Genomic DNA, 20,307 nt, shown 5'->3' on the forward strand with positions numbered 1-20,307 from the left:
GTTCACTCCTGAGCCCAGGATGGGATTTCTGTTTTTCCGTAGTCCTTCGACGCAAAACCTTCAGACTGAAGGCCATTAGCAACCTTGCGTACCGGTCTGGATAGCGCTTGCTTGTTCTGGTAGCTAAGTTTCTGGCTGGCAGTGATAAACCAGTTCTTTGGCTTCTCATGGCTAAATTCGATATCCAGCTTTTCCAGTTCGTACTTCAGGTCAATGTTCGGATACAGGCGTTTCCAGGCTTCGTAGTCCTTGTGGTTTAACCGAACGATATTTCCTTCGAATGCATAGCGACTTGAAATCTTATGGACATCAGCCTCAGACCCTTCGCAAGTCGCGTCAGCGGCTTGGGTGTTAGAAAGGGAATCAGTATGAGGGATGAGGGAATCAGGAATCAGGTTAAGGGAATCAGCAGGATTTAAATTGTTCTCTACTGGTTCTTGCACTGTGCTTGCATGGTGCTTTTCTGGTGCTTCATTATTTTCAATGACTTGAGGTGCTTCAGTATCCTTCTTGTCTTCCTCTTTGTCGTCCTTGCACTGTTCTTGTCCGGTGCTGTCATTGTTCTCTACCGGTTCTGGTATCTCACTAGCAGCTTCTTTGCAGTGAGGGTTCTGGTGCTTCTTCCAGTTATTTATTTGGATGTATGAGTCGCCATTTACCTGATAGCGGTTGATGAATTTGTGGCTGTGAAGCTGCTGAAGCAGATCATTGCAGTCCACATCATCGAAAGGCAGTACCATTGCTTTAACCTTTTTAGGGCGATCATCCAGCCGCCCTTCTTTGTCTGCAATTGTCCACAGCCCGGCGAAAAGTAGGCGAGCATATGGAGAGCATTCGGCCAGTTCATCATTTGTGAAAAAGCCGGGTTTGATATTTCTGGATCTAGCCATCGTTATCTCCGGGAGTTAAAAGAGTGAACTGCGCATCGAAGAAGACAACAGATCCCCCATCGCGAGTTAAATGCCGTACCACTTCTGATCCGAACATAGCCAAGCGAATTAGAGCGGCCTCGCTATCCCCAAAATGAGTTATACCTAATTGGCTTAGAACGTCAGCAGGACGTAAATCTTTGAATTTTTCGAAGGTTATGACGTTATATTTGTCGATGAGGTCATTGACTTTATTGGCATCACCGTCAGGGATGACTGACCTGCAGATGTGAATGATTTTTTCGATCTTGCATTTGAAAAACTCCCTGCCGTCATTAATTCTGAATCTCGCAAGAAGCCGATGAATTTCTGCCTCATGCTTCTCCGGATGCTGTGTTCTGAATGCTTTAACAACGTGGAATTTTTTCGGAACGCCAGTTCCGCCAGAAAGCTCAGCAGCTCTTTTATCGGGACTGTTTGTTGTCATTCCCACTTTATAGAGGCCAGGCATTGCCTCGTTCTCAAGAACATAAACCCATCCGCGAGGAGAATACCCTTCAGGAAAATCCAACTCATCGCTGACGGGTGGTTCTTGCAACCACAGCTCTATCGGTGTCATAATTACTCCTGTGAATTGATCCAGTTATTCGACTCAGAATTGCATGGTGATTTGATCTGAATCCTCGGTTGCCGCCGGGGATTTTTTCTTTGTGAGCACCGCAGCTACTTCTCTTGCCAACCGCGCCATATCGTCATCAACGACACCCCATTCCAGAACTGCCAGCAGCATTGCCATCTTCGGCAGCCACGTTTCTTTCCAGCGGGTTATCTGTGCCTTATCGACGCCGATCTCTTTAGCTACGTTGTTGCCACCTTTCATAGCGATACGGTTAAGCAACCAGGACTCAATGCGACGGGCATTGACCTTGTTGCGGTTAATTGAGTTTTCCATTTGTTAAATTCCTAGTGTGTTGAAATAGTTAAAGGCCATGCGCAGACACGCAGAGCCATAAGACTTGTTGTTTTGAATCGCCCTTTTTCAGGGCTTAGATGTGATAAGAGCGGGTGTTGCTTAGGCTGCCATATACCGATGCGGGTAGAGAATCTGCATCTCGGAGATCTTCCCTTCGAAGAACTTGGACAACTTTTCAGCTGTCTCCAGAGATGTAACCTGCATACCGCGTTCAATTCGGCTCAGGTTTCCTACATCAATTTCTGTCATTTTGGAAACTTCAGAAATTGTCAGACCTTTCTCTACGCGCATTTTTCTAAGTGGTGTACACATATTGCACCTCCATAATGCGTTAGACGCATATTAATCCATCCGCAAATTTTGCGCAAGGCGCTTTGCGAAGGACGCATAAATGTTTTCTAATGAAGATATGAAAGTAGGTGAAAAGATAAGACTTCTTAGGAAGAAAAATAAATACACATTGAATGAGATGGCGCTTCTTGTAGATAGCGACGTCGGTAACCTTTCACGCCTTGAGCGTGGGATTCAAGGGTATAGTGATCAGCTCCTAAGAAAAATAGCGAAAGCTCTCGATGTTCCTGTAGCTGTACTATTCTCTTCCGATGACGAGGAAAATACTGTAGATTCATACAGTATAGATTCCCTAAGCAGTCGAGAGGAAAAGGATGTGTATAGGGTTGATGTTCTTAACGTTTCCGCCAGCGCAGGCAATGGCTCGCCATCAAAAGATATTGTGGAGGTTGTCCGATCAATTGAGTATGACGTTGACCAGGCTAAGTCTATATTTGGCAGCATCCCTCAAAAATCGGTGAAGCTTATCAACGTTCGCGGCGATAGCATGCAAGGAACCATTGAGCCAGGCGATTTGATTTTTGTGGATATCAGAGTCAATTACTTCGATGGCGATGGTATTTACGTTTTTGATTTCAATGGTGACACTTTCGTCAAACGTCTTCAAAAAGTTAAAAATGATCTGTTCGTGATCTCGGACAATCCAAAGTATAGAGAGTGGAGCATAAGCCCTGAAGAAGCTGCGATGCTTCACGTGTCTGGTAGAGTAATGCTAAGCCAGTCACAGCAGTTCCGCAGACACGGTTAACACAAAATCTCATACCAACAACCCGCTCCGGCGGGTTTTTTTGTGTCTTAAGCAATATCAGTAAATTTTTTAATTCCTTTTGAATCATACGCATAAATTAATTTAAAGCGTAAATCCCCTTATTGCCATAAATATGCGCTTGACGCATTTGCGCATAACGCATACATTAATCCCATCAGCAGGACGCACTACTCACCAGGACGGTGAAGCTCTTAAAAATCTGGCGCTGAAAAAGCGCAGCATTCAAAGCAGAAAGCTTTGGGGTGTGGTGAAACAGGAACTGATTCGCAGGCATCGAACATCAATCGGGAATTGCGGCGCTGCCACCTGTTAGTAAGTCGATGGTGCTTGGCATGATCAACCAAGCGAAAAGACCAGCGGATTTTGTGGTTCGATTCCACATTCACCACACCACCAAAGCTAACTGACAGGAGATCCACAATGGATGCACAAGCACGCCGCCGCGAACGCCGCGCAGAGAAACAGGCTGAATGGAAAGCTGCTAATCCCCTGTTAGTTGGGGTAAGCGCTAAGCCAGATAGTCGCCCCGTTCTGTCGCTGACTCGCAAGCCGAAATCACGCGTAGAAAGCGCTGTGAACCCAATTGATTTAACGGTGCTGGCTGAGTATCGGGAAGAGCTAGAAAAACGCGCTGAAGCCGTTGAGCGCAAGAATCATCGCACCTGGTACAAAGATGCGAACCCGTTCGGAAACAAAATCCATGCGGTGCAGAAATCCCGCGGCAAATCTACGCCACTGATTTAATCGGTTACGGCGCGTTAATTAACTTTATTGAGGGTAACAAAATGAGCACAAATGGTTGGTACTACCTGCACCAGAACGGCGATCTGATTTATAAGCCATCACCTGATGCGATTGTCGATATTCGCGATTCTGACTTTGCGGTTTGTTCGTGGCCATTAGATGTGAAAGACCGCAGAACAGCATGGGAGCTTCTGGTTGAATCTCTCGCCCTTGGCGCTAATAAGTCACGCGTCGAAGAACTGGCTGGCAAGTGGAACTGCACAAACGATGATGCTGACAAGTTTGCCAGTGTCGTGGGTGTAACGTTGAAAGAAGATGGAAATGCCTGGTGTGCGCATAAGTCTGATTTCGTGAACTTGCAGGAATCGCCAGCGGGATTCGGAGATAACAAGCTTGAGGCTCTCGCATCATTAGCAAAAGACCTCGGGTTGACTGGCGGTCACATGTGGCGAAGCACGTTCTCTGATCTGGTCAAGGTCGCCTAGCGCGGCCTTTTCTTTTTGTTACGGCGCGTTAATTAACTTATGAGGTGAGGCAATGGACGGTGCGGAAACGATAGCAATTATTACCACGGAGGGGTGGTTTACATCTAAACCATCACTGTCTGGTGTTGAAGACATTATTGGTTATGTGATTGCGAGAGACGCTTATCTTAAGCCAGATGATGCTGATGGTGACCCGGTAAAGCGCTACGCCGTAGTGTGCCGTGTGACTATTGAAGAGATTGAGTAGGCTGCCTAACTGGCGGCCTTTTTATTAGCTCACGATACAAACAGAGGGTAAGGCGATGGAAGAGAGTCAAAGTTTCGAAGAAGCAGTTAAGCAGGTTATCAAATGGCTTAACGATAACGCTAATCCGCATGCAGTTATCGTCGTTGAAGTTGATGGCGCTGTTCTGTATTCGGGGGAGCGATCGGTTGTAACGGATGAGTTCATCAAAGACTGACTGAAATTTAAGACCCGCTCCGGCGGGTTTTTTATTGCTGATACCACAGCGCCTTCACTAGGGTGCTCTGTTATCACGGCGGCTATCCACCGCTTAATGTTATGCAGCGATGAAAATTGCATGCAGAGGTCTTTACGTTCAGCGGCGCGGCTTAAGCGCGGAGATGATTATGAGCAATCCAATCATGGTGAATCGCAGCGGACTTACCAACCGCATATACGCTGGCAGAGCAAAGCCAGCAAAGAACTTTGCTTTTGGCGCAATGAAATTTGTTGGCGAGAAGTTTGATGTTACTGACCAGGTTCTTCATGCCACAGCTCATTACCTCGCGAAGACCGACGACATAAAAGTATTTTCACTTCCCGATGGTCGTGAAATTCACCTCCGCGCTGACATCAAAGAAAAGCAGGAGGCTAAGTCATGACAGTCACCCACAACGGCAAGCAGTACCACGCATCAAAACTCAACGACAACGAGTGGCAACTCTCATCAGTCGATAAACCTCGCGAGAAAATCACAATGAACCGCTGGCAGATGCGCATTGCCGGGTTATTGCAGCAAGTGGAGGGTAAATCATGAGCCTACATCATTACGGAACGCAGGAAGTTAACCGCGGCGCTGTTCAGCCAGGAATGCTGGTTAAGCACAAAGATGCGACATGGACAGCATCAGCACATAAGCGCGGGAAGCTGTACCTCCATCGCGGATGTGAGCGCACTTATACGAAAGAGTTGCTCGTTGAGGTTTATCTCAGTGGGCTTGGTGGTGGATTGAGTCATTGAGGGGTAGTTATGCAAGAGTTTGAATATTTCGTTATGGATGGTCGTGCAAAATTCGATTTTGACAGCGCTGTAGTGTTTGAGGCCCTGGGTAGACAGTTGCCATCAAATAAACAATTACGCAGAGATTGGGGCGATATGGATGCTGTATTAGTACGATCCCCAGTAGTTAGCGATTCTTCTTGCGGTGATTTCGAGTTAATCCGCGAAATTTAATACCGCTTCAAATACACAATCCACACCCCCATTCCCCCTACTCGTCCGGCTATCGCAGACGGGAAGCGCACAACCAAATTTCAGGAGCCGATTATGGCTGCATATCTCGTTCAAGACCGTATCGAGGCGCAGAACTGGACGCGCCATTATCAGCAAATAGCCAGAGAAGAGTGTGAATCTGAACTGGCTAATGACCTTGAGAAAGGATTGCCACAGAGCAAGCTGGAGTCGTTGTGCGTTGACGAACTGCAACGACGCGGAGCCAGCAAGATGGCCATCTCAAAAGCGTTCGATGATGACGTCGAGTTTCAGGAAAAGGCCGCCGAATTTATTCGCTACATGGCAGAGACAATCGCCAATCACCAAACAGATATTGATGAGGAACAGTAACGATGAGCGAACAGAAAACTCATTACAGAAAGGCATTTGATTCGCCTTATCTAAGTAGTGCAGATATCGTCGAGCCAACCATTCTCACCATCTCCCGCGCAGTTCTCGAAAACGACAAAACCAAAAAGACAAAAGACGTTTTCAACACAGCTTATTTCGAAGAAAAAGAGCTGCGACCTGGGGAAAAATTAAAGCCCATGATTCTTAATGCCACCAACAGCAAGATGCTGAAGAGCATTACCGGATCCCCGTTTCTGGAAGATTGGGCTGGCGTCAAAGTTACCGTGTTTGTTGATAAGAATGTTCGATTCGGCAAGGAGTCCGTAGAGGGGCTGCGTATCAGTCCAGCGCGAGTAACAAAGCCATCGCTCACCCCGGACAAAACTCAGGCATGGAACAACGCCAAAGCAGCGTTTAAGCGTGATGGGAATCTTACCGCTGTGATGTCGAGAATGGATATCTCAGAGGCGCATCGTCAACAGCTAATTAAGGAGTGTTCAGCATGATATGGCATGACGTTGAGCAGAATGGCGATGAATGGGATGCGTTAAGGCTTGGGAAGGCCACTGCATCCAATTACGGAATAATCATGGCTAATGACGGTAAGGCGTTTGGCGAACCTGCCAAGCGCTATGCCCTTCAACTTGCACTGGAGCAGATTAAGGGATGTAAGTCTGAGTTCAGCTTTACCAATGAGCACATGGAGCGCGGGCACGAACAGGAACCCATAGCAAGGATGCTATACGAGGAAATGAATTTCGTCGATGTAGATAATGGCGGCTTCTTTGATCATGAAGTCTATGGCGATAGCCCTGATGGCCTTATTGGCGTTGATGGCGTCATCGAGATTAAATCAGTTATCGCCGCAACGCATTACTCCACCATAACACGCGGTTCATTTGATCCGGCTTACAAGTGGCAGCTAATCGGTCATCTGGATTGCTCAGGTCGCCAGTGGGTGGACTTTGTAAGTTATTGCTCAGACTTCCCTGACGGTAAACAACTCGCCGTATATCGCCTCACAGCCAGTGAATGCGCAGAAGAAATAGAAAGGCTTCGTTCGCGTCGTGCTGACTTCATAAATCTCGTAGCAGAAACCAAAAAGAGAATCATGGAGGTTTCATGAGCGAACTTTGGCAACCGTGGGAAAACCTGTTCCTGCATGACGTCTGCAAAACAATGCCCCTGCCCATTATCGCCGAAAAGCTTGAGCGCACGGAACGCGCCATAGTCACTCAGGCATCGCGTATCGGAGCACCACTACCATCTCGAATGACCGGAAGAGCATGGACACCCGCCGAGCTTCATCTCTTTGGCAGGTTCTCAGAGGAAGAGATAGCCACGGCAACTGGTCGCTCCATTTACTCAGTCAGAAGCAAGCGTGACGCGCTGGCCCGCTCCGGAGGATTAACTATGCGTGAATGGTCAACGGAAGAGTTAGCAATACTCATGCGCTACACCAACGCAGAAGTAACAGAGATTACCGGTCGGAGTATCGAAGAGGTCGGAGATAAGAGGCTGTCTGTGAATATTGAGCGGAATGGATGGGATGTAAGAAATCCTGAACGGGAGGATTCATGACCGATTACACCGGAAGCAACACGCCAGCGGATCAGCGTGATTTGTGGCGCACACCACCGGCACTCTTCACCGCGCTGGATGCTGAGTTCTGCTTTCAACTGGACGCGGCCGCCGCGCCGCACAATACACTGTGTCGAAAGTTCATCACCGCCGAGCAGAACACGCTGGAAACGCCGTGGTTCGAGCATATGCAGACCCCAGGCTACGCATGGTTGAACCCGCCATACAGCGACATCACACCGTTCGTGAAGAAAGCCGCAGCGGAGAGCAAGAACCAGATCGGCACCGTCATGCTGGTTCCAGCTGACACATCGGTTGGCTGGTTCCGGGAAGCTATTCAGTCTGCCAGCGAGGTGCGATTCATCACTGCCGGGCGACTGGCATTTATCAACCCGGTCACCGGTAAGCCTGTAAGCGGCAACAACAAAGGGTCGATGCTCATTATCTGGCATCCGTACCCGCGTACACACTGCCACTTCGCAACTGTGGAACGGGACGAATTAATGACTTTCGGAGCGAAACTTCTCGCTCGCCGGGAGGCAGCGTGACACCAGAGCAAAACAACGTAGTGAGAGCACAGGGACGTAAATGCGTGGCAGAGATTCAGCAGGCACTGAAATGCAGGCCTAAGCCGAAATGGAATGCAGTCGTTCCGCCGATCATCAAGAAGCATCACCAGAAAATTGCGCCGCTTGGTATCAGCCTGGTGGCATTCGTTAGCAGCATCGGTCGGATGACGGGCCGGTACGGAGTGGAATCATGACGCTAACTAAACGAATCACAAGGTCGCTATGTCGGCCTTTTTATTTTCTCGCGTTCACCTTCAACCGAATTAACCGACAGTTCATGGAGCACTGACTATGGCTGACATTATCGATAACGCATCAACGCTTGAAGATTTACAGCGTGAAGCGGCACTGAGCATGCACAGACTCAACCACTCAGCAGTATCAGCTACGCACTGTGAGGAGTGTGGTGACAAGTTACTGGATGCTCGCCGGAAAGCATATCCGGGATGCACGATGTGCGTTAGTTGCCAGGATGATGCAGAGAGACGGAATCGGAGGATGTGATGTCCGCTTATTACAACGAAATTGATTCTTTCGCTGCGCAGTGGCTGCGAAATCTTATCGCCGGCGGACATATCGCTCCGGGTGAAGTTGATGAACGGAGTATTGAAGATGTCACACCTGACGACCTCAAAGGATTTACCCAATGCCACTTTTTCGCCGGGATTGGCGTCTGGTCGCATTCCCTGCGCCTTGCCGGATGGCCCGACGATAAACCAGTCTGGACAGGCTCCTGTCCGTGCCAGCCTTTCAGCGCGGCAGGCAAAGGCGATGGGTTTGCTGACGAGCGGCACCTTTGGCCAGCCTTCTTCCATCTCATCAGCGAGCGCAGGCCTCAGCACGTCTTTGGCGAACAGGTTGCAGCTGGTAACGCAAATGTATGGTTCGACCTTGTACAAGCAGACCTGGAAGGAATGGGATACGCCTTCGGGCTTACTCCGTTTCCGTCTGCGGGCGTCGGTGCGCCGCACATCAGAGAGCGAGCTTACTGGGTGGCCCACGCCAGTAGCGAACACGAATCCGCAGCCAGAAACAAAGCGCGGATTGCAACATGTCTCCGAAGTGGTTCGCTTGACGGGCTGGCAAACGCCGGTGGCGAACGATTCAACGGGATCGACTCATTGCTACAGCGGGAAAAATCAGGACGGGTCACCGAAAGTCTGCCTGAAACTACCGGGCTCGGTTCTGCTTGCGGGATGGGTGACGCCAACAACTCGCGACTGGAAAGACACTTCGGGAATGACGGCACAGCGGGATGGAAAGGAACGGCTGGATCAGTTACCACGCCAGGCTTACACAGCAGGCCCCTTGAGGTTAACGGTTTTTGGCGAGATGCGGACTGGCTCTTTTGTCGAGATGGGCAATGGCGTCCAGTTGAATCCGGCACATTCCCGCTGGTTGCAAGGTTTGCCAAAAGCCTGGGACACGGCAAGTCCTCATTACGAGCAATGGCAGGCCGCAATCGCACAGGCCGACTTAAGGGTTACGGTAACGCTATAAACGCGCAGGCGGCAGCCGCTTTCATTGGTGCTTACATGGAGACTGCCAATGTTCCAGCTAATTCAACGGGGTCAGATATACGCTGACCAGCATAACTGGCCCGTAATAATTCATTCCGTCACATCAGAAATAGTCCGCTACTGGAGACAGGGCCGGATAAACACCGCTTCAATCGACCGCTTTAACAATGATTTCGAGCACCTCGACCCACACGAGGCGGCACAGATACGCGCCGAACTGGAAACAGCAGAACACTTAAAACGCCTCCGCGCTATGCGGGCGGCATGAGGAGAGAGTATGGGGAAGATGACTTTCGTCGTTGAGTATGAGGATGGCAAGGAACCGCCAGTTAGCGCCGATATGGATATTGCCGGTGGTCGAGTTGTTGCTGCGGCATGGAGCGACTATCGCGATGACTTCTTTACTGAGGACGAGAAAGAATCTATCGCGGAAATTTTAGAGGCCTCTGAGTTTAACGACCGTGTTGAGGAGCCTATTGCTGAAGAAATCATGAGGAAAGTCGAATTGCTAACATACTGAACGCAACTGATAGCCAGTTATGAGCTGGCTATTGGGTGCGAATGCACTGCCACGTTATCCCCCATTTGCCCGGCCATAGTGCCGGGTTCTTTTTGCCTGGCTTCCAGGTTCGATTTCCAAACCGGAGATGAAACCCATGCAACACCAATTACAGCCCGATTCACTGGTTGATCTGAAATTCATCATGGCAGATACTGGTTTCGGAAAGACCTTCATCTATGACCGCATCAAAGACGGCACCCTGCCAAAAAGCAAACTCATCCACGGCCGCGCCAGATGGCTATATAGTGAACACTGCGAGTTCAAACAAAAGCTCTTAAGCCGCCTCGATGGGTAAAATTGCGGGTAAAATAGAATCCACTTCTAAAAATTCCCTTTCTATACAATCCCCTGTCATGCCAATTCGATGTATGCAGGGGACACTTTTAATTAAATGCATCCGGCTAAAATCCTTTCATTTACCTGTCAGTTCATCCCTAAGCCAGGCGATAAAACGGTACATTCCTCACCGTTGCAGTAAGATTATCGGACACCATTGTCTGCTCAGTAGCTATCCGCATCCCTGATTTTCTCAGCCTCAGTACGTCAGCAGCAATACGTTGGCTACCAAACCAGAAAAGCCCGTCCAAAGCAGTGACATCAAGGCCTGATTCCAGTGCCAGCTTCAGACGCTCACGCGGTGCTTTTACCGTTTTAGCAATTTGCTGATATGGCGCTTCGCTTGAACCTGCACGATTAATGCGTCGAATACGATGCGACAGGCGGTACTGAAATTCATCCGGTATCCCGCCGAGACTCGCTTTCAGGCTGTAAACACAACCAAAGCGTTTGCCGTTAAAGATTACGTTTTTCTGACTAAGCTGCAGCTCTTCACGAACGCTGGCAATCAGTTGCGGGGTACGGAGTAATAACAAACGGAAAGGCAGCTCAAAGCTGGTCACATAGTCCACATTCAATAAAGCAATACGCAGACGCTCTTCCGGACCCGCCTTCATTTCCCGACATTCAGCAATAACATCAGCCCACTGGCCAGCCAGACGGGAACTTTCAGTCGCCTCAGTAAAGCTGTATTTTTCAGTCTGATAATCAATACGTTCGGTCACTCGGAATTCCCTTCTGGCCACATCTCGGTATTGGTTGCTCACTTTACCAGCGACAGACTGCAACCGGAAGCCCGCGAGTATGGTCAGTGGAATGATAGAAACTACTGCGGAAACGCTTCATTTTTTGATAAATCAATCATTAAAAATATATTTTGACTAAAATCAATTAACCAAAATTATGATTATTGAAGTATAGCCATGATTAATCTTTAGCCAGTTTGTCAGGAATAAGTTCTCCATAAACAGGCTGATTAATACCGGTAATGAGAAACATTATCGGAAATGATTCATCACTCAGAAAAAAGGAATTTATTCATATGATCAGAATCAAGACCAGTATCGCTACTTTGACCCTTTGTACCTTACTGACAGCTCCCGCATGGGGAGACGCGCAATCGCCGATAAGGCTGGTGATCCATGGTGGTGCCGGTACCATTACAAAAGATACCATCACACCAGAACAGGAAAAGCAGTATACAGAAAAACTCACTGAAGCTCTGAATGCAGGTTATGCGGTTCTGAATAAAGGCGGTAGCAGCCTGGAAGCCGTTCAGAAAGCGATTAATGTGATGGAAGATTCTCCTCTCTTCAATGCAGGTAAAGGTGCCGTGTTTACCCACGATGGCCGCAATGAACTGGATGCGTCCATTATGGATGGGAAAACCCGAAAAGCCGGTGCCGTTGCCGGTGTAACCACGGTTAAAAACCCAATTAATGCGGCGTATGCCGTTATGACTCAAAGCCCGCACGTCCTCATGGTCTCGACAGGCGCGGATACCTTTGCAAAAGAACAGGGACTCGCAACCGTTGATCCTGCTTATTTCAAAACAGATTTTCGCTGGCAGCAATTACAGAATGCAATCAAAAAAGAAAAAGTGCTCCTTGATCACGATGGAAAGAGCGCTGCCCTGTTCGCTGACCCAATGATGTATGACTATAAATATGGCACTGTCGGCGCTGTTGCTCTGGATAAAGACGGTAATCTCTCTGCCGGAACATCTACAGGCGGAATGACCAACAAACGTTACGGACGTGTGGGGGATTCACCTATCATTGGCGCAGGAAATTATGCCGACAATGAAACCGTGGCGGTATCCGCAACCGGCTCAGGAGAAATGTTTATCCGCACGCTGACCGCGTATAACATTGCAGCCCAGGTGAAATACCGCAATACCCCTTTAAAAGACGCAGCGCAGAATGCTCTGGATGAAGTTAAGGCGCTGAATGGCAGCGGTGGAGTAATTGTGCTTGATAAAGCCGGTAATTACACCATGTCCTTCAACTCTGAAGGTATGTACCGGGGAACCATAGGCGATGACGGAAAACCCGTTGTAGCCATTTATCGTTAATACTATTTCCCCGCCAGGGGATGAACCGACCCGGTATGTTGTCCGGGTCGGTTAAACGGCGTCAGGTCAGACAACAAAACGATTGACCAGATCCTTCATGGTGACAGACAGATTGTCCAGGCGCTGGCTGTCGCTCGCGGCCTGAGAAACCAACGCCGCGTTTTGCTGCGTGACCTGCTCCATAGGTCGCAGTGCCAGGTTAATCTGAGTTACCCCTTGCGATTGTTCCGTCGCTACACGAGCGATATCCGCAATATATTGCTTCATGCTGGTGGTATTGTCCGCCGCGGCTTCTAGCGCGGTAGCGGACGCCGTAACCCGCTCAACACCCTCACTAATTTTTACCATATTCTGCGCGACCAGCTCGCGGATCTGATTAGCTTCTTTGGCACAACGCTGCGAAAGATTTCGCACTTCACTGGCGACAACCGCAAACCCCCTGCCCATCTCTCCTGCCCGTGCAGCTTCCACTGCCGCATTCAGCGCCAGCAAGTTAGTCTGAAACGAAATATCGTCAATCGAGGTCACAATATTCGAGATTTTCTCACTGGAAGAGCGAATATCCCCCATGCTTTGATTTGCCGCACTGGCGACGTTACTGGCCTGGCGGACCTCTTTTTCCAGCCTGATTGTCAGATGCTCCGCTTCGCGGGCATTGTCTGCCGTTTGCGTAATCGTCGTGGAGAGCTGTTCCATACTGGCCACCGCTTGTACTATTGATGCTGCCTGTTCATCCGTGCGTTGGGCCAGGTCCTGATTACCCGCCGTAATACTGCTGCTGGCATCGGATAAAACCACGGAGCCTTGTTTAATCTCCTGGACGATATGCTGAATACTTTCCAGCATCGTGTTATAGGCGCGATTAAGTGAGGAAAGCTCATCTTTCCCCGGGGTCGCCAGTCGTTGAGTCAGATCGCCGTTCATACCCGCAATCTTGCGGAGCGTGTCACTAAATTGACGATGCATATTGATAGCGATAGCCCCTGCGAACGCCAATGATGCCAGGAGCGCTAACAAGCTGACAATCATATATATTTGCCAGTTTTTTCGTGCATCCTGCGCGAGTTTTTCCGCATTCGCTAACAGAAGATTCGCCGTCACATCTTCTATCTGCCGCATCACTTCAATACGCTGGGTTTGAACCTTGAACCAGACAGTAGGATCGACATCAAATCCACCGTTCGCGGCATGACTAAACGCGGTTTCGCGTAATGAGAGGGCTTTTGACGCTTCTGTGGACTGTAAGCGGCTTTCCAGCATGGCTGCCTGTTCCGGTGGGCTCAGACGCAACGATTGTGCCAGCCAGACGTTCTGTTTACTGACGACATCACTGAGTTGATGTAACTGCCCCTCGGCGAAATGACCGGAGGAAAAGATATTTGACAGCAGCGCGCGTTCAATACCTGCTTGTTCTTTCAAATTCAGCAAGTTGTAGTAGGCGGCGAATGCGTTCGCCATCTCGCCTGAATCCGTCAACTGTCCCAACCTGCCCACAAAACTCAGCACATCAGCAATGACATTAGTATAAAACTTAACGACATCTGAGGCCGGAAGCCCCAATCGCGTGACGTTTTCCCGGATGGTGGCAAGCGACAGAATGTTTTTCTTGAACGTGGTGACAGAATTGGCGGCATCCCCTTCTGGTAATGCAGTATCGGACAGTGAACGCACAAAGACCTCGATCTCGCGATCGGTTAAAGCCCGCTGTGCGGTTAACTCATCTTTGAACGTCTTCCCTTCAGCCCCCAGAAATCCGACGCTCATTCCCCGTTCTTTTTGCAGCTCATGCACCACATTTCCGGCACTACGCGCGAGCGCTGTCAGTTGAGCAATATTTTCCATCTGCCGTTCTGTCTCAATGCGCGTCAATATTCCTGAACCAGCAAACCAACATAACGCCAATAATAGTGGTTGTAGCGCGATTATTAACTTCATTTTCATCGGCATTCGATAAACCCACCACATACCACTTCCCTCCATTGTCCATATTTTCATTATGGTTATCGGCGCAATGAGGCTGCACTTTAAATTTGATCAAGAGACAACTGATTGTTTTTTAGATTAAATACCTGCCAAAATAACTCTATTTGATTATGACAATCAGGATAAATCACTGGAATATTTGTATTTATGATATCTATCCTCAAGTTAGTTAAATCATTCAGCATATTATTTCTTATTAAAAAACGGGTTAACTATCAACACGATTCGGAAAGGGAGTAAGACACAGAACGGTGACGCCTACTGGAGATAACCGTCGTGGCACGGCCATTTTCTGGCATCCCGCCGAACGTTAAGGTTATAATCCTGACAACGATTTTATTGGATTAGAAGCGACGATGACAAAACTTACCCTACAAGAACAGATGCTTAAGGCAGGTCTGGTCAGCAGCAAAAAAATGGCCAAAGTGCAAAGAACGGCGAAGAAATCGCGCGTTCAGGCTCGCGAAGCCAGAGAAGCGGTTGAAGAGAATAAAAAAGCGCAAATTGAGCGCGACAAGCAGCTCAGCGAACAGCAGAAACAGGCCGCGCTGTCTAAAGAATATAAAGCGCAGATCAAGCAACTGATTGAAATGAATAAAATAACCATTACCCGTGGCGATATTGGTTACAACTTTACTGATAATAACCTGATCAAAAAAGTCTATGTTGATAAGGTGACTCAGTCTCAGTTGATCAAGGGCCGTCTGGCCATTGCCCGACTGACGGCTGAAAGCGGCAACGATAGCGAATACGCCATTATCCCGGCTGTCGTCGCCGACAAGATTGCGCAGCGCGATGCAAGTTATATTGTTTTAAATTGCGAGCTGAGCCAGGAAGCGAAGGACGAAGACGATCCGTATGCTGATTTTGTCATCCCTGATGATTTGATGTGGTAAGAAAAACAACCAGATAATCACCTGGACTTCCGTTGCCTATTTCGGTGAACGCCAACGCCGCCACCGAAATACTCTCGACGTCCCTTCTCCCCCAATCCTGGCGACTAAAACTTATAGTGTTCTTTGCTCAGCCCGTATTTTCTCATGCGTAAATACAATTTTTTACGCGGGATTTGTAAATACTCCGCCACTTCATTAATGCGCCCCTGATGAATATTTAGCGCTTCAGTAATGATCTGTCGCTCGTACTCTTCAACCCGCCGATCGAGCGGTGTTGGTTCAGGCAGATGCAGTTGCGGATTCGCGGTTTCAGCCAGCGGGAGTAGCCCAACGGCAAAAAGCTCGGCGGCATTCGCCAGTTCCCGGACATTACTTAACCACACGCGACGCCGCATGCCTTTCAGTAACTCCCCTTCAACCTCGGGCACGGGATGGTTCAGGCGCAGACAGGCTTTCTGCAGGTAATGACGAAACAGCGGCTCAATATCATCCGGACGCTGTGACAACGGCTGGCAACCGATTTGCGTCATCGCAAAACAGTAGTAGAGTTCGGCCACAATCTGGTTGGTTGCAGCCAGTTCCACTAACGATGTGTCACCAATGCCTATCAAACGAAACGGACGCCGCTCCAGGCTTTGCAGATGCACCAGATGGTGCTGCTGTTCACGTGTCAGGCACTCAAGATGGCTCAGGACCAGCGTTCCTCCTTGCGCCTGTGCAATAAGGTCATTGAGTAGTCCCGCGTTCCCGGGCGTCAGTTCACCGCGGATAAACGGCCCATCAGCGCTGCGCCCAAGCTGATGCAAATACCGGGCTCCGGTCATACGTCCCGTTCCCGGCTCGCCATAAAACCAGACGGCAATATCCGTTTCCGCCAGGTGTTGCAGACGTTGACGATACTGATTGACCCAGTCACTGTAGCCGAGCAGTTCAACCTGAAGCTTTTGCTGGCAATAATGGCGACGGGCAATCACGGATCGTCTCTGACGCAGCGCATCCTCTACCAGAGACAGCAGTTTGCCGGGGTCGACCGGTTTTTGCAGAAAGTCCCATGCGCCTTTCTTTACTGCCTCCACCGCCATCGGGACATCGCCATGCCCGGTGATTAGCAGGATAGGGAGCTGATTATCATCCTGATGAAACAACGTCATCAGGTCTATTCCATTGCAGCCAGGCATACACACATCGCTCAGAACAATCCCCGGCCAGTCGGCCTGCAGCCAGTTTCGGGCATCAAAAGGGTTATTGCATGCATAGACACGGTACCCCTCTTGTTCAAGCAACAGAGTGTAAGCGTCGAGAACATCGGCATCATCATCAATCAGCAGAACAGAATAGTCATCACACAACATCGTTTACATCCGTCAGATTAAATTGCAGAACGACGCAGGCATTACGCCCCGGTGTCGACGCCAGGCGCAGTTCGCCGTTCATTTGCCCCATTAACGATACACAAATCGATAAGCCAATACCGAGCCCCACATCCTTACTGGTGGTAAACGGCTTTAACAGTGATGGCAATAACGCCTCAGGCCAGCCGGGGCCGTTATCACAGACAAAGACGCACAATCGGCTGCCCTCAGCCTGCCAGTGAACCTCTATTTGCGCGCCAGTCGGACTGGCATCCAGCGCATTTGCCAGTACGTTTACCAGCACCTGCTGAATACGCACTTCATCACCTGTCACCCATACACTCTGGGCTGGAAGCGTCAGCGTACCCTGCTGAGGCTTATGCCGCATGGCCAACAGTTCCCAGGCGGCGCTGAATGTTTGTCGCAGATCGACCGGATGCAAAGGCGCACCCGGCTCGGCCCGACGTGCAAACTGACGCAGCGAACGGATAATGGCATCAATACGGGTAATCAGCCCCTCCGCTTTGGTTAACGTACTTCTGGCCTGAGCGGATTGTCCTTGTTCAATTGCCCTTCCCGCCGTAAACAGGTACATCGACAGCGCATTCAGCGGTTGGTTAATCTCGTGCGCCAGCGTGGTCATGGTCTGTCCCACCACTGCCAGTTTTGCCGTCTGGATCAGTTCATCCTGCGTTGCCCGGAGATCGGACTCAATCTCCTTGCGCTCTGTCACTTCCTGCTCAAGCTGATTTTTTTGCGCACTCAACTGGCCCAGAGTATGGCGCAGCAATCCTGCGATGCGCCCCAGTTCATCGCGCCCATAAACCGGGATGGTGGCATCCGTTCTGCCAAGACCAATTTGCACCACGGCCTGGTTGAGAGCGGTAAAACGCTTCACCAGACGCGAACGAATAAAGTAATGGTTGAGCCCCCAGGCGAGAAGTAGCGCCAGCAGCGTCGCCAGCAGAATAAGTCCACCGCTGACGCGAACAATTTGTTCCAGCCGCTGGTTAAACATCTGCATTTGCTGATGGCTACTCCCCAACTGTGCCTCAAGCAGTGTTCGAAAGCGCCCGAGCGTTGCCTCTCTGGCATGGTTAGCATCAACGAGCGCTTTTTGCGCGGCGACATAATCGCGCATGGTATCGGGCATTTTATTTTTCATCATCCCGATTTCCAGTAACTCATCAATGGTTTGCCGCAGGGTGATAGTACTGGGCCAGTCATCGAGGGTACGGATATTTTCATCCGCCGTTTTCTTCAGGTTCTCCAGATAGCGGATATGATTCTCCACCAGCATTCCGTCGTCGCTACCCGACTTCAGTTCATTGAGCCTGTCGCGTAAATCATCCACGATCTGATTTTCAATTCTTGCCAGGGTGTAAACCTGCTGCTGCTCGTTTTGTACTTCTCTGGCACGTTTGAGATACTGCGCCGCATCGCCGTTTTTGGCCTCAATTTGATCCAGCAACGTCCCCTGCTGCCAGGTAAAATCCTGCACCAGCGAATTCAGCTCGGTAGTAAAATCATCATGTAGCCAGTCGATGCGCGCGGAGAGTTCACTCACCTTTTCGCGCACGAGGAACATGTTGTAGAGCACCCGGTCCAGCTCCGCCATCAGCGCCCGACTGTCTTGCAAAATCACCGCCAACTGCTGTTGTTCTGCCGATTGTAATCCCCGGCTCAGCACCTCAATTTTGTCCAGATGAGAAATAATTTGATTGCGCAGTTGCAGCCTCACCGTGGTGTTGGGGGCCAACAGGAATTCATTAAGCTGATCCACAACCAGGTTGAGATTTCCTTCTATCAAAAAAGCGGAATGTACGCGCGGGAAGTAATCATCAAGTGAATAGCGTATCTGCGAGCTCTGCTCATGCCAGGAGTACAAACTGACGCAGCTTACGCTCAACGTCAGTAATGCGCCCGTCAGAAACGCTCCCCGCAGGCTGCTGCTGATGCTGAGCTGGCGCAGGCGTTGCAGTATCGAACCACCTTTCATTTTAACTCTTCCAGTTTGGATATCGCCTGACGCTGATTTTTAAGAAACCAGAGCTGCCACTCCATCATCTGCTGTTCGGCTACGCTTTTATTCTCAAATTGCGCAAGCCAGGCCTCATCCTCACTACTTCTGGCATCTATCGGGACGCTGGTCAGTAATGCTCTGATTTCGGGTAGCGGGCGTTTCAGGCGCGCTTCCGCACTGTATAGCGCCCGCCAGGCATCTTTCAGCTGCGCGAGTCGAAAACTGATGGCGGTATCAAACATCCGCTGCACCAACTGTTGCCGCTTAAGGATCAGCCGATAATTAAGCGCGGGCTGGCTCATCAAAATAGCCTGCTGAGCGGCGCGTGGGTTATCAGGCGCGAGCTGCGTGACCGGATATTTCCCCGTGTTCGCATCCGCAAGGATCCGCTGTCCTTCCGGGCTTAACAGATAGCGGATAAAGCGACGCGCTTCGTTGGGGTGCTGGCTATTCTTGAGTACGGCAACATAGGTGGGTGACACCGCCGAGCGAGGGAAATAGGTAAAAGTAAGGTGCGGATCGTTAAGCAACAGGTTGGCATAGTTATCAATAACCGGCCCCGCCCCCCCCAGACCGCTCTTAATTTTGTCGGCCACGCCAAAACTGCGTGATGAAATCGTTACCAGATTACCGGCGCTGGCCAACAACGTCGCCCAGCCCTCTTCCCACCCTTTCTGTTGCAGCAGCGACTCAACCATCAGGTGGTTGGTATCGGAACGCGACGGGCTACTCATCAACAGCGCGTTCTGATATTTAGGCTGCGTTAAATCCCCCCAGTCGGCAGGCGGCGGAAGATGCCGCGCCGCCAGCGCAGAACGATTAATCAACAGGCCAAACCCTGATATCGCCACAGCCACGGAGGTCGAGCGAATCGAGTCTGGCACCAGCCGCTGGCTTTCAGGCAGTGCATTATCGAAAGGAGCCAGCTTCTGGTGCTCCTGAAGATGCTGCAACAGCATGGGTGATGAGGTCAAAATCAGATCGACGTTTTCCGCATTCGCAGTATCCAGCAACTGTTCCAGCGAACCGCTGGTCCGGTTTAACGTGCGAATCATCACTGACCCTGGCTCCGTCTGCCAGCGCTGGATAATCCAGGCCGTGGCCCCTGGGGAAAAGGTGGTCGCCATCACCAGCTCTTTACCCAGGACCTGGCAGCTCGCCGACAGCGACATAAAACAGAGCAAGAATGCCCAAAAACGCCCCCGGCCCAACAGTCTGTTTGTGATCCCGTTCATAATTACCAACATGTACAAAAAATAATATTGAGACAAAACTTACCCGTTTATCACCGCTGGGGGGAAGAATAAGGTTATTCGTAGAATAACCAAACGGAAAGTGACGACATCAGTAAAGAATACCCGAAAATGCAGTCTG

31 protein-coding genes and 1 pseudogene are annotated in these 20,307 nt (G+C 49.9%); 23 read left to right on the forward strand and 9 right to left on the reverse strand.

All coding sequences use genetic code 11. The annotated features are described in order from the left end of the window. Positions 1-2: 2 nt before the first annotated feature. The 4 genes from OGV65_RS22750 to OGV65_RS22765 all read right to left on the reverse strand — a co-directional run bounded on the left by OGV65_RS22750 (position 3) and on the right by OGV65_RS22765 (position 2,154). Positions 3-890, reverse strand: coding sequence for a hypothetical protein (locus OGV65_RS22750; protein WP_286455471.1), 888 nt, complete (start codon positions 888-890; stop codon positions 3-5). After that, entirely contained in the window at positions 883-1,488 is a 606-nt protein-coding gene (locus OGV65_RS22755; RefSeq protein ID WP_286455472.1) for a GIY-YIG nuclease family protein, read from the reverse strand. The genes OGV65_RS22750 and OGV65_RS22755 overlap by 8 nt, the downstream gene beginning before the upstream one ends. 33 nt (positions 1,489-1,521) lie before the next feature. Further along, positions 1,522-1,821: a CII family transcriptional regulator gene (locus tag OGV65_RS22760; protein WP_049040445.1), complete on the reverse strand. Its 300-nt coding sequence runs from the start codon at positions 1,819-1,821 to the stop codon at positions 1,522-1,524. 120 nt (positions 1,822-1,941) lie between these two features. After that, positions 1,942-2,154 (reverse strand): helix-turn-helix domain-containing protein, encoded by a 213-nt coding sequence (locus OGV65_RS22765; protein WP_048224852.1) that lies wholly within the window; start codon positions 2,152-2,154, stop codon positions 1,942-1,944. Positions 2,155-2,251: 97 nt separating this feature from the next. Here OGV65_RS22765 and OGV65_RS22770 point away from each other — a divergent pair, with 97 nt between their 5' ends. The 21 genes and pseudogenes from OGV65_RS22770 (at position 2,252) to OGV65_RS22870 (ending at position 10,564) form a co-directional block, all read left to right on the forward strand. Continuing rightward, a complete protein-coding gene (locus OGV65_RS22770; RefSeq protein WP_101701389.1) occupies positions 2,252-2,941 on the forward strand; it encodes an XRE family transcriptional regulator in 690 nt (229 codons plus the stop codon). Between the two features lie 441 nt (positions 2,942-3,382). Further along, on the forward strand, positions 3,383-3,706 hold the full coding sequence (locus tag OGV65_RS22775; protein WP_286455473.1) for an antitermination protein N: 324 nt from the start codon (positions 3,383-3,385) through the stop codon (positions 3,704-3,706). A 41-nt stretch (positions 3,707-3,747) separates the two neighbouring features. Beyond that, on the forward strand, positions 3,748-4,191 hold the full coding sequence (locus OGV65_RS22780; protein ID WP_286455474.1) for a hypothetical protein: 444 nt from the start codon (positions 3,748-3,750) through the stop codon (positions 4,189-4,191). Positions 4,192-4,243: 52 nt separating this feature from the next. After that, complete coding sequence (locus OGV65_RS22785) at positions 4,244-4,438, forward strand: hypothetical protein (RefSeq protein WP_286455475.1); 195 nt, start codon at positions 4,244-4,246, stop codon at positions 4,436-4,438. 55 nt (positions 4,439-4,493) lie between these two features. Next, entirely contained in the window at positions 4,494-4,652 is a 159-nt protein-coding gene (locus OGV65_RS22790; RefSeq protein WP_286455476.1) for a hypothetical protein, read from the forward strand. Positions 4,653-4,821: 169 nt separating this feature from the next. Then, positions 4,822-5,076 (forward strand): DUF7446 family protein, encoded by a 255-nt coding sequence (locus OGV65_RS22795; protein WP_286455477.1) that lies wholly within the window; start codon positions 4,822-4,824, stop codon positions 5,074-5,076. Continuing rightward, positions 5,073-5,231, forward strand: a complete 159-nt coding sequence (locus tag OGV65_RS22800; RefSeq protein ID WP_185655151.1) for a hypothetical protein — start codon at positions 5,073-5,075, stop codon at positions 5,229-5,231. The genes OGV65_RS22795 and OGV65_RS22800 overlap by 4 nt, the downstream gene beginning before the upstream one ends. Continuing rightward, entirely contained in the window at positions 5,228-5,434 is a 207-nt protein-coding gene (locus tag OGV65_RS22805; RefSeq protein WP_047500189.1) for a phage encoded cell division inhibitor protein, read from the forward strand. Before OGV65_RS22800 ends, OGV65_RS22805 begins: the two co-directional genes overlap by 4 nt. A gap of 9 nt (positions 5,435-5,443) precedes the next feature. After that, the gene (locus tag OGV65_RS22810) at positions 5,444-5,647 is read left to right on the forward strand and encodes a hypothetical protein (RefSeq protein WP_286455478.1); all 204 of its coding nucleotides are present in this window, start codon (positions 5,444-5,446) and stop codon (positions 5,645-5,647) included. Positions 5,648-5,740: 93 nt separating this feature from the next. Next, positions 5,741-6,037 (forward strand): host-nuclease inhibitor Gam family protein, encoded by a 297-nt coding sequence (locus OGV65_RS22815; RefSeq protein WP_286455479.1) that lies wholly within the window; start codon positions 5,741-5,743, stop codon positions 6,035-6,037. A 2-nt stretch (positions 6,038-6,039) separates the two neighbouring features. Next, positions 6,040-6,229 (forward strand): annotated as a pseudogene (locus OGV65_RS22820) (hypothetical protein). 5 nt (positions 6,230-6,234) lie between these two features. Then, complete coding sequence (locus OGV65_RS22825; protein WP_175542024.1) at positions 6,235-6,543, forward strand: hypothetical protein; 309 nt, start codon at positions 6,235-6,237, stop codon at positions 6,541-6,543. Continuing rightward, complete coding sequence (locus OGV65_RS22830) at positions 6,540-7,163, forward strand: YqaJ viral recombinase family protein (RefSeq protein ID WP_286455480.1); 624 nt, start codon at positions 6,540-6,542, stop codon at positions 7,161-7,163. The genes OGV65_RS22825 and OGV65_RS22830 overlap by 4 nt, the downstream gene beginning before the upstream one ends. After that, positions 7,160-7,618, forward strand: a complete 459-nt coding sequence (locus OGV65_RS22835; protein ID WP_286455516.1) for a hypothetical protein — start codon at positions 7,160-7,162, stop codon at positions 7,616-7,618. Before OGV65_RS22830 ends, OGV65_RS22835 begins: the two co-directional genes overlap by 4 nt. Then, positions 7,615-8,166 carry a phage N-6-adenine-methyltransferase gene (locus OGV65_RS22840; protein WP_286455481.1) on the forward strand — a complete coding sequence of 184 codons (552 nt, stop codon included), beginning with the start codon at positions 7,615-7,617 and terminating at the stop codon, positions 8,164-8,166. The genes OGV65_RS22835 and OGV65_RS22840 overlap by 4 nt, the downstream gene beginning before the upstream one ends. Continuing rightward, positions 8,163-8,381: a hypothetical protein gene (locus tag OGV65_RS22845; RefSeq protein WP_234105019.1), complete on the forward strand. Its 219-nt coding sequence runs from the start codon at positions 8,163-8,165 to the stop codon at positions 8,379-8,381. Before OGV65_RS22840 ends, OGV65_RS22845 begins: the two co-directional genes overlap by 4 nt. A 97-nt stretch (positions 8,382-8,478) precedes the next feature. Continuing rightward, positions 8,479-8,691: a TraR/DksA family transcriptional regulator gene (locus tag OGV65_RS22850; RefSeq protein ID WP_286455482.1), complete on the forward strand. Its 213-nt coding sequence runs from the start codon at positions 8,479-8,481 to the stop codon at positions 8,689-8,691. Continuing rightward, positions 8,691-9,773, forward strand: coding sequence for a DNA cytosine methyltransferase (locus OGV65_RS22855; protein WP_286455483.1), 1,083 nt, complete (start codon positions 8,691-8,693; stop codon positions 9,771-9,773). The genes OGV65_RS22850 and OGV65_RS22855 overlap by 1 nt, the downstream gene beginning before the upstream one ends. Next, positions 9,736-9,975 carry a DUF4222 domain-containing protein gene (locus tag OGV65_RS22860; protein WP_063941940.1) on the forward strand — a complete coding sequence of 80 codons (240 nt, stop codon included), beginning with the start codon at positions 9,736-9,738 and terminating at the stop codon, positions 9,973-9,975. The genes OGV65_RS22855 and OGV65_RS22860 overlap by 38 nt, the downstream gene beginning before the upstream one ends. 9 nt (positions 9,976-9,984) lie before the next feature. After that, complete coding sequence (locus OGV65_RS22865) at positions 9,985-10,227, forward strand: hypothetical protein (RefSeq protein WP_286455484.1); 243 nt, start codon at positions 9,985-9,987, stop codon at positions 10,225-10,227. Between the two features lie 136 nt (positions 10,228-10,363). Continuing rightward, positions 10,364-10,564, forward strand: a complete 201-nt coding sequence (locus OGV65_RS22870; protein ID WP_023294204.1) for a helix-turn-helix transcriptional regulator — start codon at positions 10,364-10,366, stop codon at positions 10,562-10,564. A 139-nt stretch (positions 10,565-10,703) separates the two neighbouring features. On the opposite strand, the gene OGV65_RS22875 is transcribed toward OGV65_RS22870, so the two are convergent. Continuing rightward, the gene (locus OGV65_RS22875) at positions 10,704-11,330 is read right to left on the reverse strand and encodes an ECs1377 family protein (protein ID WP_053389554.1); all 627 of its coding nucleotides are present in this window, start codon (positions 11,328-11,330) and stop codon (positions 10,704-10,706) included. Between the two features lie 317 nt (positions 11,331-11,647). On the opposite strand from OGV65_RS22875, the gene OGV65_RS22880 reads away from it, so the two are divergent. Further along, positions 11,648-12,679: an isoaspartyl peptidase/L-asparaginase family protein gene (locus OGV65_RS22880; RefSeq protein ID WP_286455514.1), complete on the forward strand. Its 1,032-nt coding sequence runs from the start codon at positions 11,648-11,650 to the stop codon at positions 12,677-12,679. A 66-nt stretch (positions 12,680-12,745) separates the two neighbouring features. Here OGV65_RS22880 and OGV65_RS22885 read toward each other — a convergent pair whose 3' ends face one another. Continuing rightward, complete coding sequence (locus tag OGV65_RS22885; protein WP_016153885.1) at positions 12,746-14,644, reverse strand: methyl-accepting chemotaxis protein; 1,899 nt, start codon at positions 14,642-14,644, stop codon at positions 12,746-12,748. A 374-nt stretch (positions 14,645-15,018) separates the two neighbouring features. On the opposite strand from OGV65_RS22885, the gene OGV65_RS22890 reads away from it, so the two are divergent. Beyond that, entirely contained in the window at positions 15,019-15,558 is a 540-nt protein-coding gene (locus OGV65_RS22890; protein ID WP_016153886.1) for a DUF2058 domain-containing protein, read from the forward strand. Positions 15,559-15,662: 104 nt separating this feature from the next. Here the strand turns inward: OGV65_RS22890 and pgtA are convergent, their stop codons facing one another. Genes pgtA through pgtC form a run of 3 tightly spaced genes read right to left on the reverse strand, consistent with a single transcriptional unit; the run spans position 15,663 to position 20,099 of the window. Continuing rightward, positions 15,663-16,910, reverse strand: a complete 1,248-nt coding sequence (pgtA, locus tag OGV65_RS22895) for a two-component system response regulator PgtA (RefSeq protein WP_200046896.1) — start codon at positions 16,908-16,910, stop codon at positions 15,663-15,665. Beyond that, positions 16,900-18,894, reverse strand: a complete 1,995-nt coding sequence (gene pgtB, locus OGV65_RS22900; RefSeq protein WP_170973721.1) for a two-component system sensor histidine kinase PgtB — start codon at positions 18,892-18,894, stop codon at positions 16,900-16,902. The genes pgtA and pgtB overlap by 11 nt, the downstream gene beginning before the upstream one ends. Positions 18,895-18,905: 11 nt before the next feature. Then, complete coding sequence (pgtC, locus tag OGV65_RS22905; RefSeq protein ID WP_409065454.1) at positions 18,906-20,099, reverse strand: phosphoglycerate transport regulator PgtC; 1,194 nt, start codon at positions 20,097-20,099, stop codon at positions 18,906-18,908. Positions 20,100-20,307 lie beyond the last annotated feature (208 nt).

Origin of the sequence: Citrobacter sp. Cb004 (genome assembly GCF_030337065.1) — a bacterium.
Classification (GTDB): domain Bacteria; phylum Pseudomonadota; class Gammaproteobacteria; order Enterobacterales; family Enterobacteriaceae; genus Citrobacter; species Citrobacter braakii.

Bases quoted from the DNA above. Each gene is read 5' to 3' on its own strand.
- OGV65_RS22880 (WP_286455514.1), top strand. From the start codon at position 11,648: ATGATCAGAATCAAGACCAGTATCGCTACTTTGACCCTTTGTACCTTA.
- OGV65_RS22855 (WP_286455483.1), top strand. From the start codon at position 8,691: ATGTCCGCTTATTACAACGAAATTGATTCTTTCGCTGCGCAGTGGCTG.
- OGV65_RS22890 (WP_016153886.1), top strand. From the start codon at position 15,019: ATGACAAAACTTACCCTACAAGAACAGATGCTTAAGGCAGGTCTGGTC.
- OGV65_RS22800 (WP_185655151.1), top strand. From the start codon at position 5,073: ATGACAGTCACCCACAACGGCAAGCAGTACCACGCATCAAAACTCAAC.
- OGV65_RS22870 (WP_023294204.1), top strand. From the start codon at position 10,364: ATGCAACACCAATTACAGCCCGATTCACTGGTTGATCTGAAATTCATC.
- OGV65_RS22780 (WP_286455474.1), top strand. From the start codon at position 3,748: ATGAGCACAAATGGTTGGTACTACCTGCACCAGAACGGCGATCTGATT.
- OGV65_RS22805 (WP_047500189.1), top strand. From the start codon at position 5,228: ATGAGCCTACATCATTACGGAACGCAGGAAGTTAACCGCGGCGCTGTT.
- OGV65_RS22815 (WP_286455479.1), top strand. From the start codon at position 5,741: ATGGCTGCATATCTCGTTCAAGACCGTATCGAGGCGCAGAACTGGACG.
- OGV65_RS22795 (WP_286455477.1), top strand. From the start codon at position 4,822: ATGAGCAATCCAATCATGGTGAATCGCAGCGGACTTACCAACCGCATA.
- OGV65_RS22860 (WP_063941940.1), top strand. From the start codon at position 9,736: ATGTTCCAGCTAATTCAACGGGGTCAGATATACGCTGACCAGCATAAC.
- OGV65_RS22840 (WP_286455481.1), top strand. From the start codon at position 7,615: ATGACCGATTACACCGGAAGCAACACGCCAGCGGATCAGCGTGATTTG.
- OGV65_RS22825 (WP_175542024.1), top strand. From the start codon at position 6,235: ATGATTCTTAATGCCACCAACAGCAAGATGCTGAAGAGCATTACCGGA.
- OGV65_RS22775 (WP_286455473.1), top strand. From the start codon at position 3,383: ATGGATGCACAAGCACGCCGCCGCGAACGCCGCGCAGAGAAACAGGCT.
- OGV65_RS22850 (WP_286455482.1), top strand. From the start codon at position 8,479: ATGGCTGACATTATCGATAACGCATCAACGCTTGAAGATTTACAGCGT.
- OGV65_RS22885 (WP_016153885.1), bottom strand. From the start codon at position 14,644: ATGTGGTGGGTTTATCGAATGCCGATGAAAATGAAGTTAATAATCGCG.
- OGV65_RS22760 (WP_049040445.1), bottom strand. From the start codon at position 1,821: ATGGAAAACTCAATTAACCGCAACAAGGTCAATGCCCGTCGCATTGAG.
- OGV65_RS22790 (WP_286455476.1), top strand. From the start codon at position 4,494: ATGGAAGAGAGTCAAAGTTTCGAAGAAGCAGTTAAGCAGGTTATCAAA.
- OGV65_RS22750 (WP_286455471.1), bottom strand. From the start codon at position 890: ATGGCTAGATCCAGAAATATCAAACCCGGCTTTTTCACAAATGATGAA.
- pgtA (WP_200046896.1), bottom strand. From the start codon at position 16,910: ATGTTGTGTGATGACTATTCTGTTCTGCTGATTGATGATGATGCCGAT.
- OGV65_RS22765 (WP_048224852.1), bottom strand. From the start codon at position 2,154: ATGTGTACACCACTTAGAAAAATGCGCGTAGAGAAAGGTCTGACAATT.
- OGV65_RS22810 (WP_286455478.1), top strand. From the start codon at position 5,444: ATGCAAGAGTTTGAATATTTCGTTATGGATGGTCGTGCAAAATTCGAT.
- OGV65_RS22865 (WP_286455484.1), top strand. From the start codon at position 9,985: ATGGGGAAGATGACTTTCGTCGTTGAGTATGAGGATGGCAAGGAACCG.
- OGV65_RS22755 (WP_286455472.1), bottom strand. From the start codon at position 1,488: ATGACACCGATAGAGCTGTGGTTGCAAGAACCACCCGTCAGCGATGAG.
- OGV65_RS22770 (WP_101701389.1), top strand. From the start codon at position 2,252: ATGAAAGTAGGTGAAAAGATAAGACTTCTTAGGAAGAAAAATAAATAC.
- OGV65_RS22785 (WP_286455475.1), top strand. From the start codon at position 4,244: ATGGACGGTGCGGAAACGATAGCAATTATTACCACGGAGGGGTGGTTT.
- OGV65_RS22835 (WP_286455516.1), top strand. From the start codon at position 7,160: ATGAGCGAACTTTGGCAACCGTGGGAAAACCTGTTCCTGCATGACGTC.
- OGV65_RS22830 (WP_286455480.1), top strand. From the start codon at position 6,540: ATGATATGGCATGACGTTGAGCAGAATGGCGATGAATGGGATGCGTTA.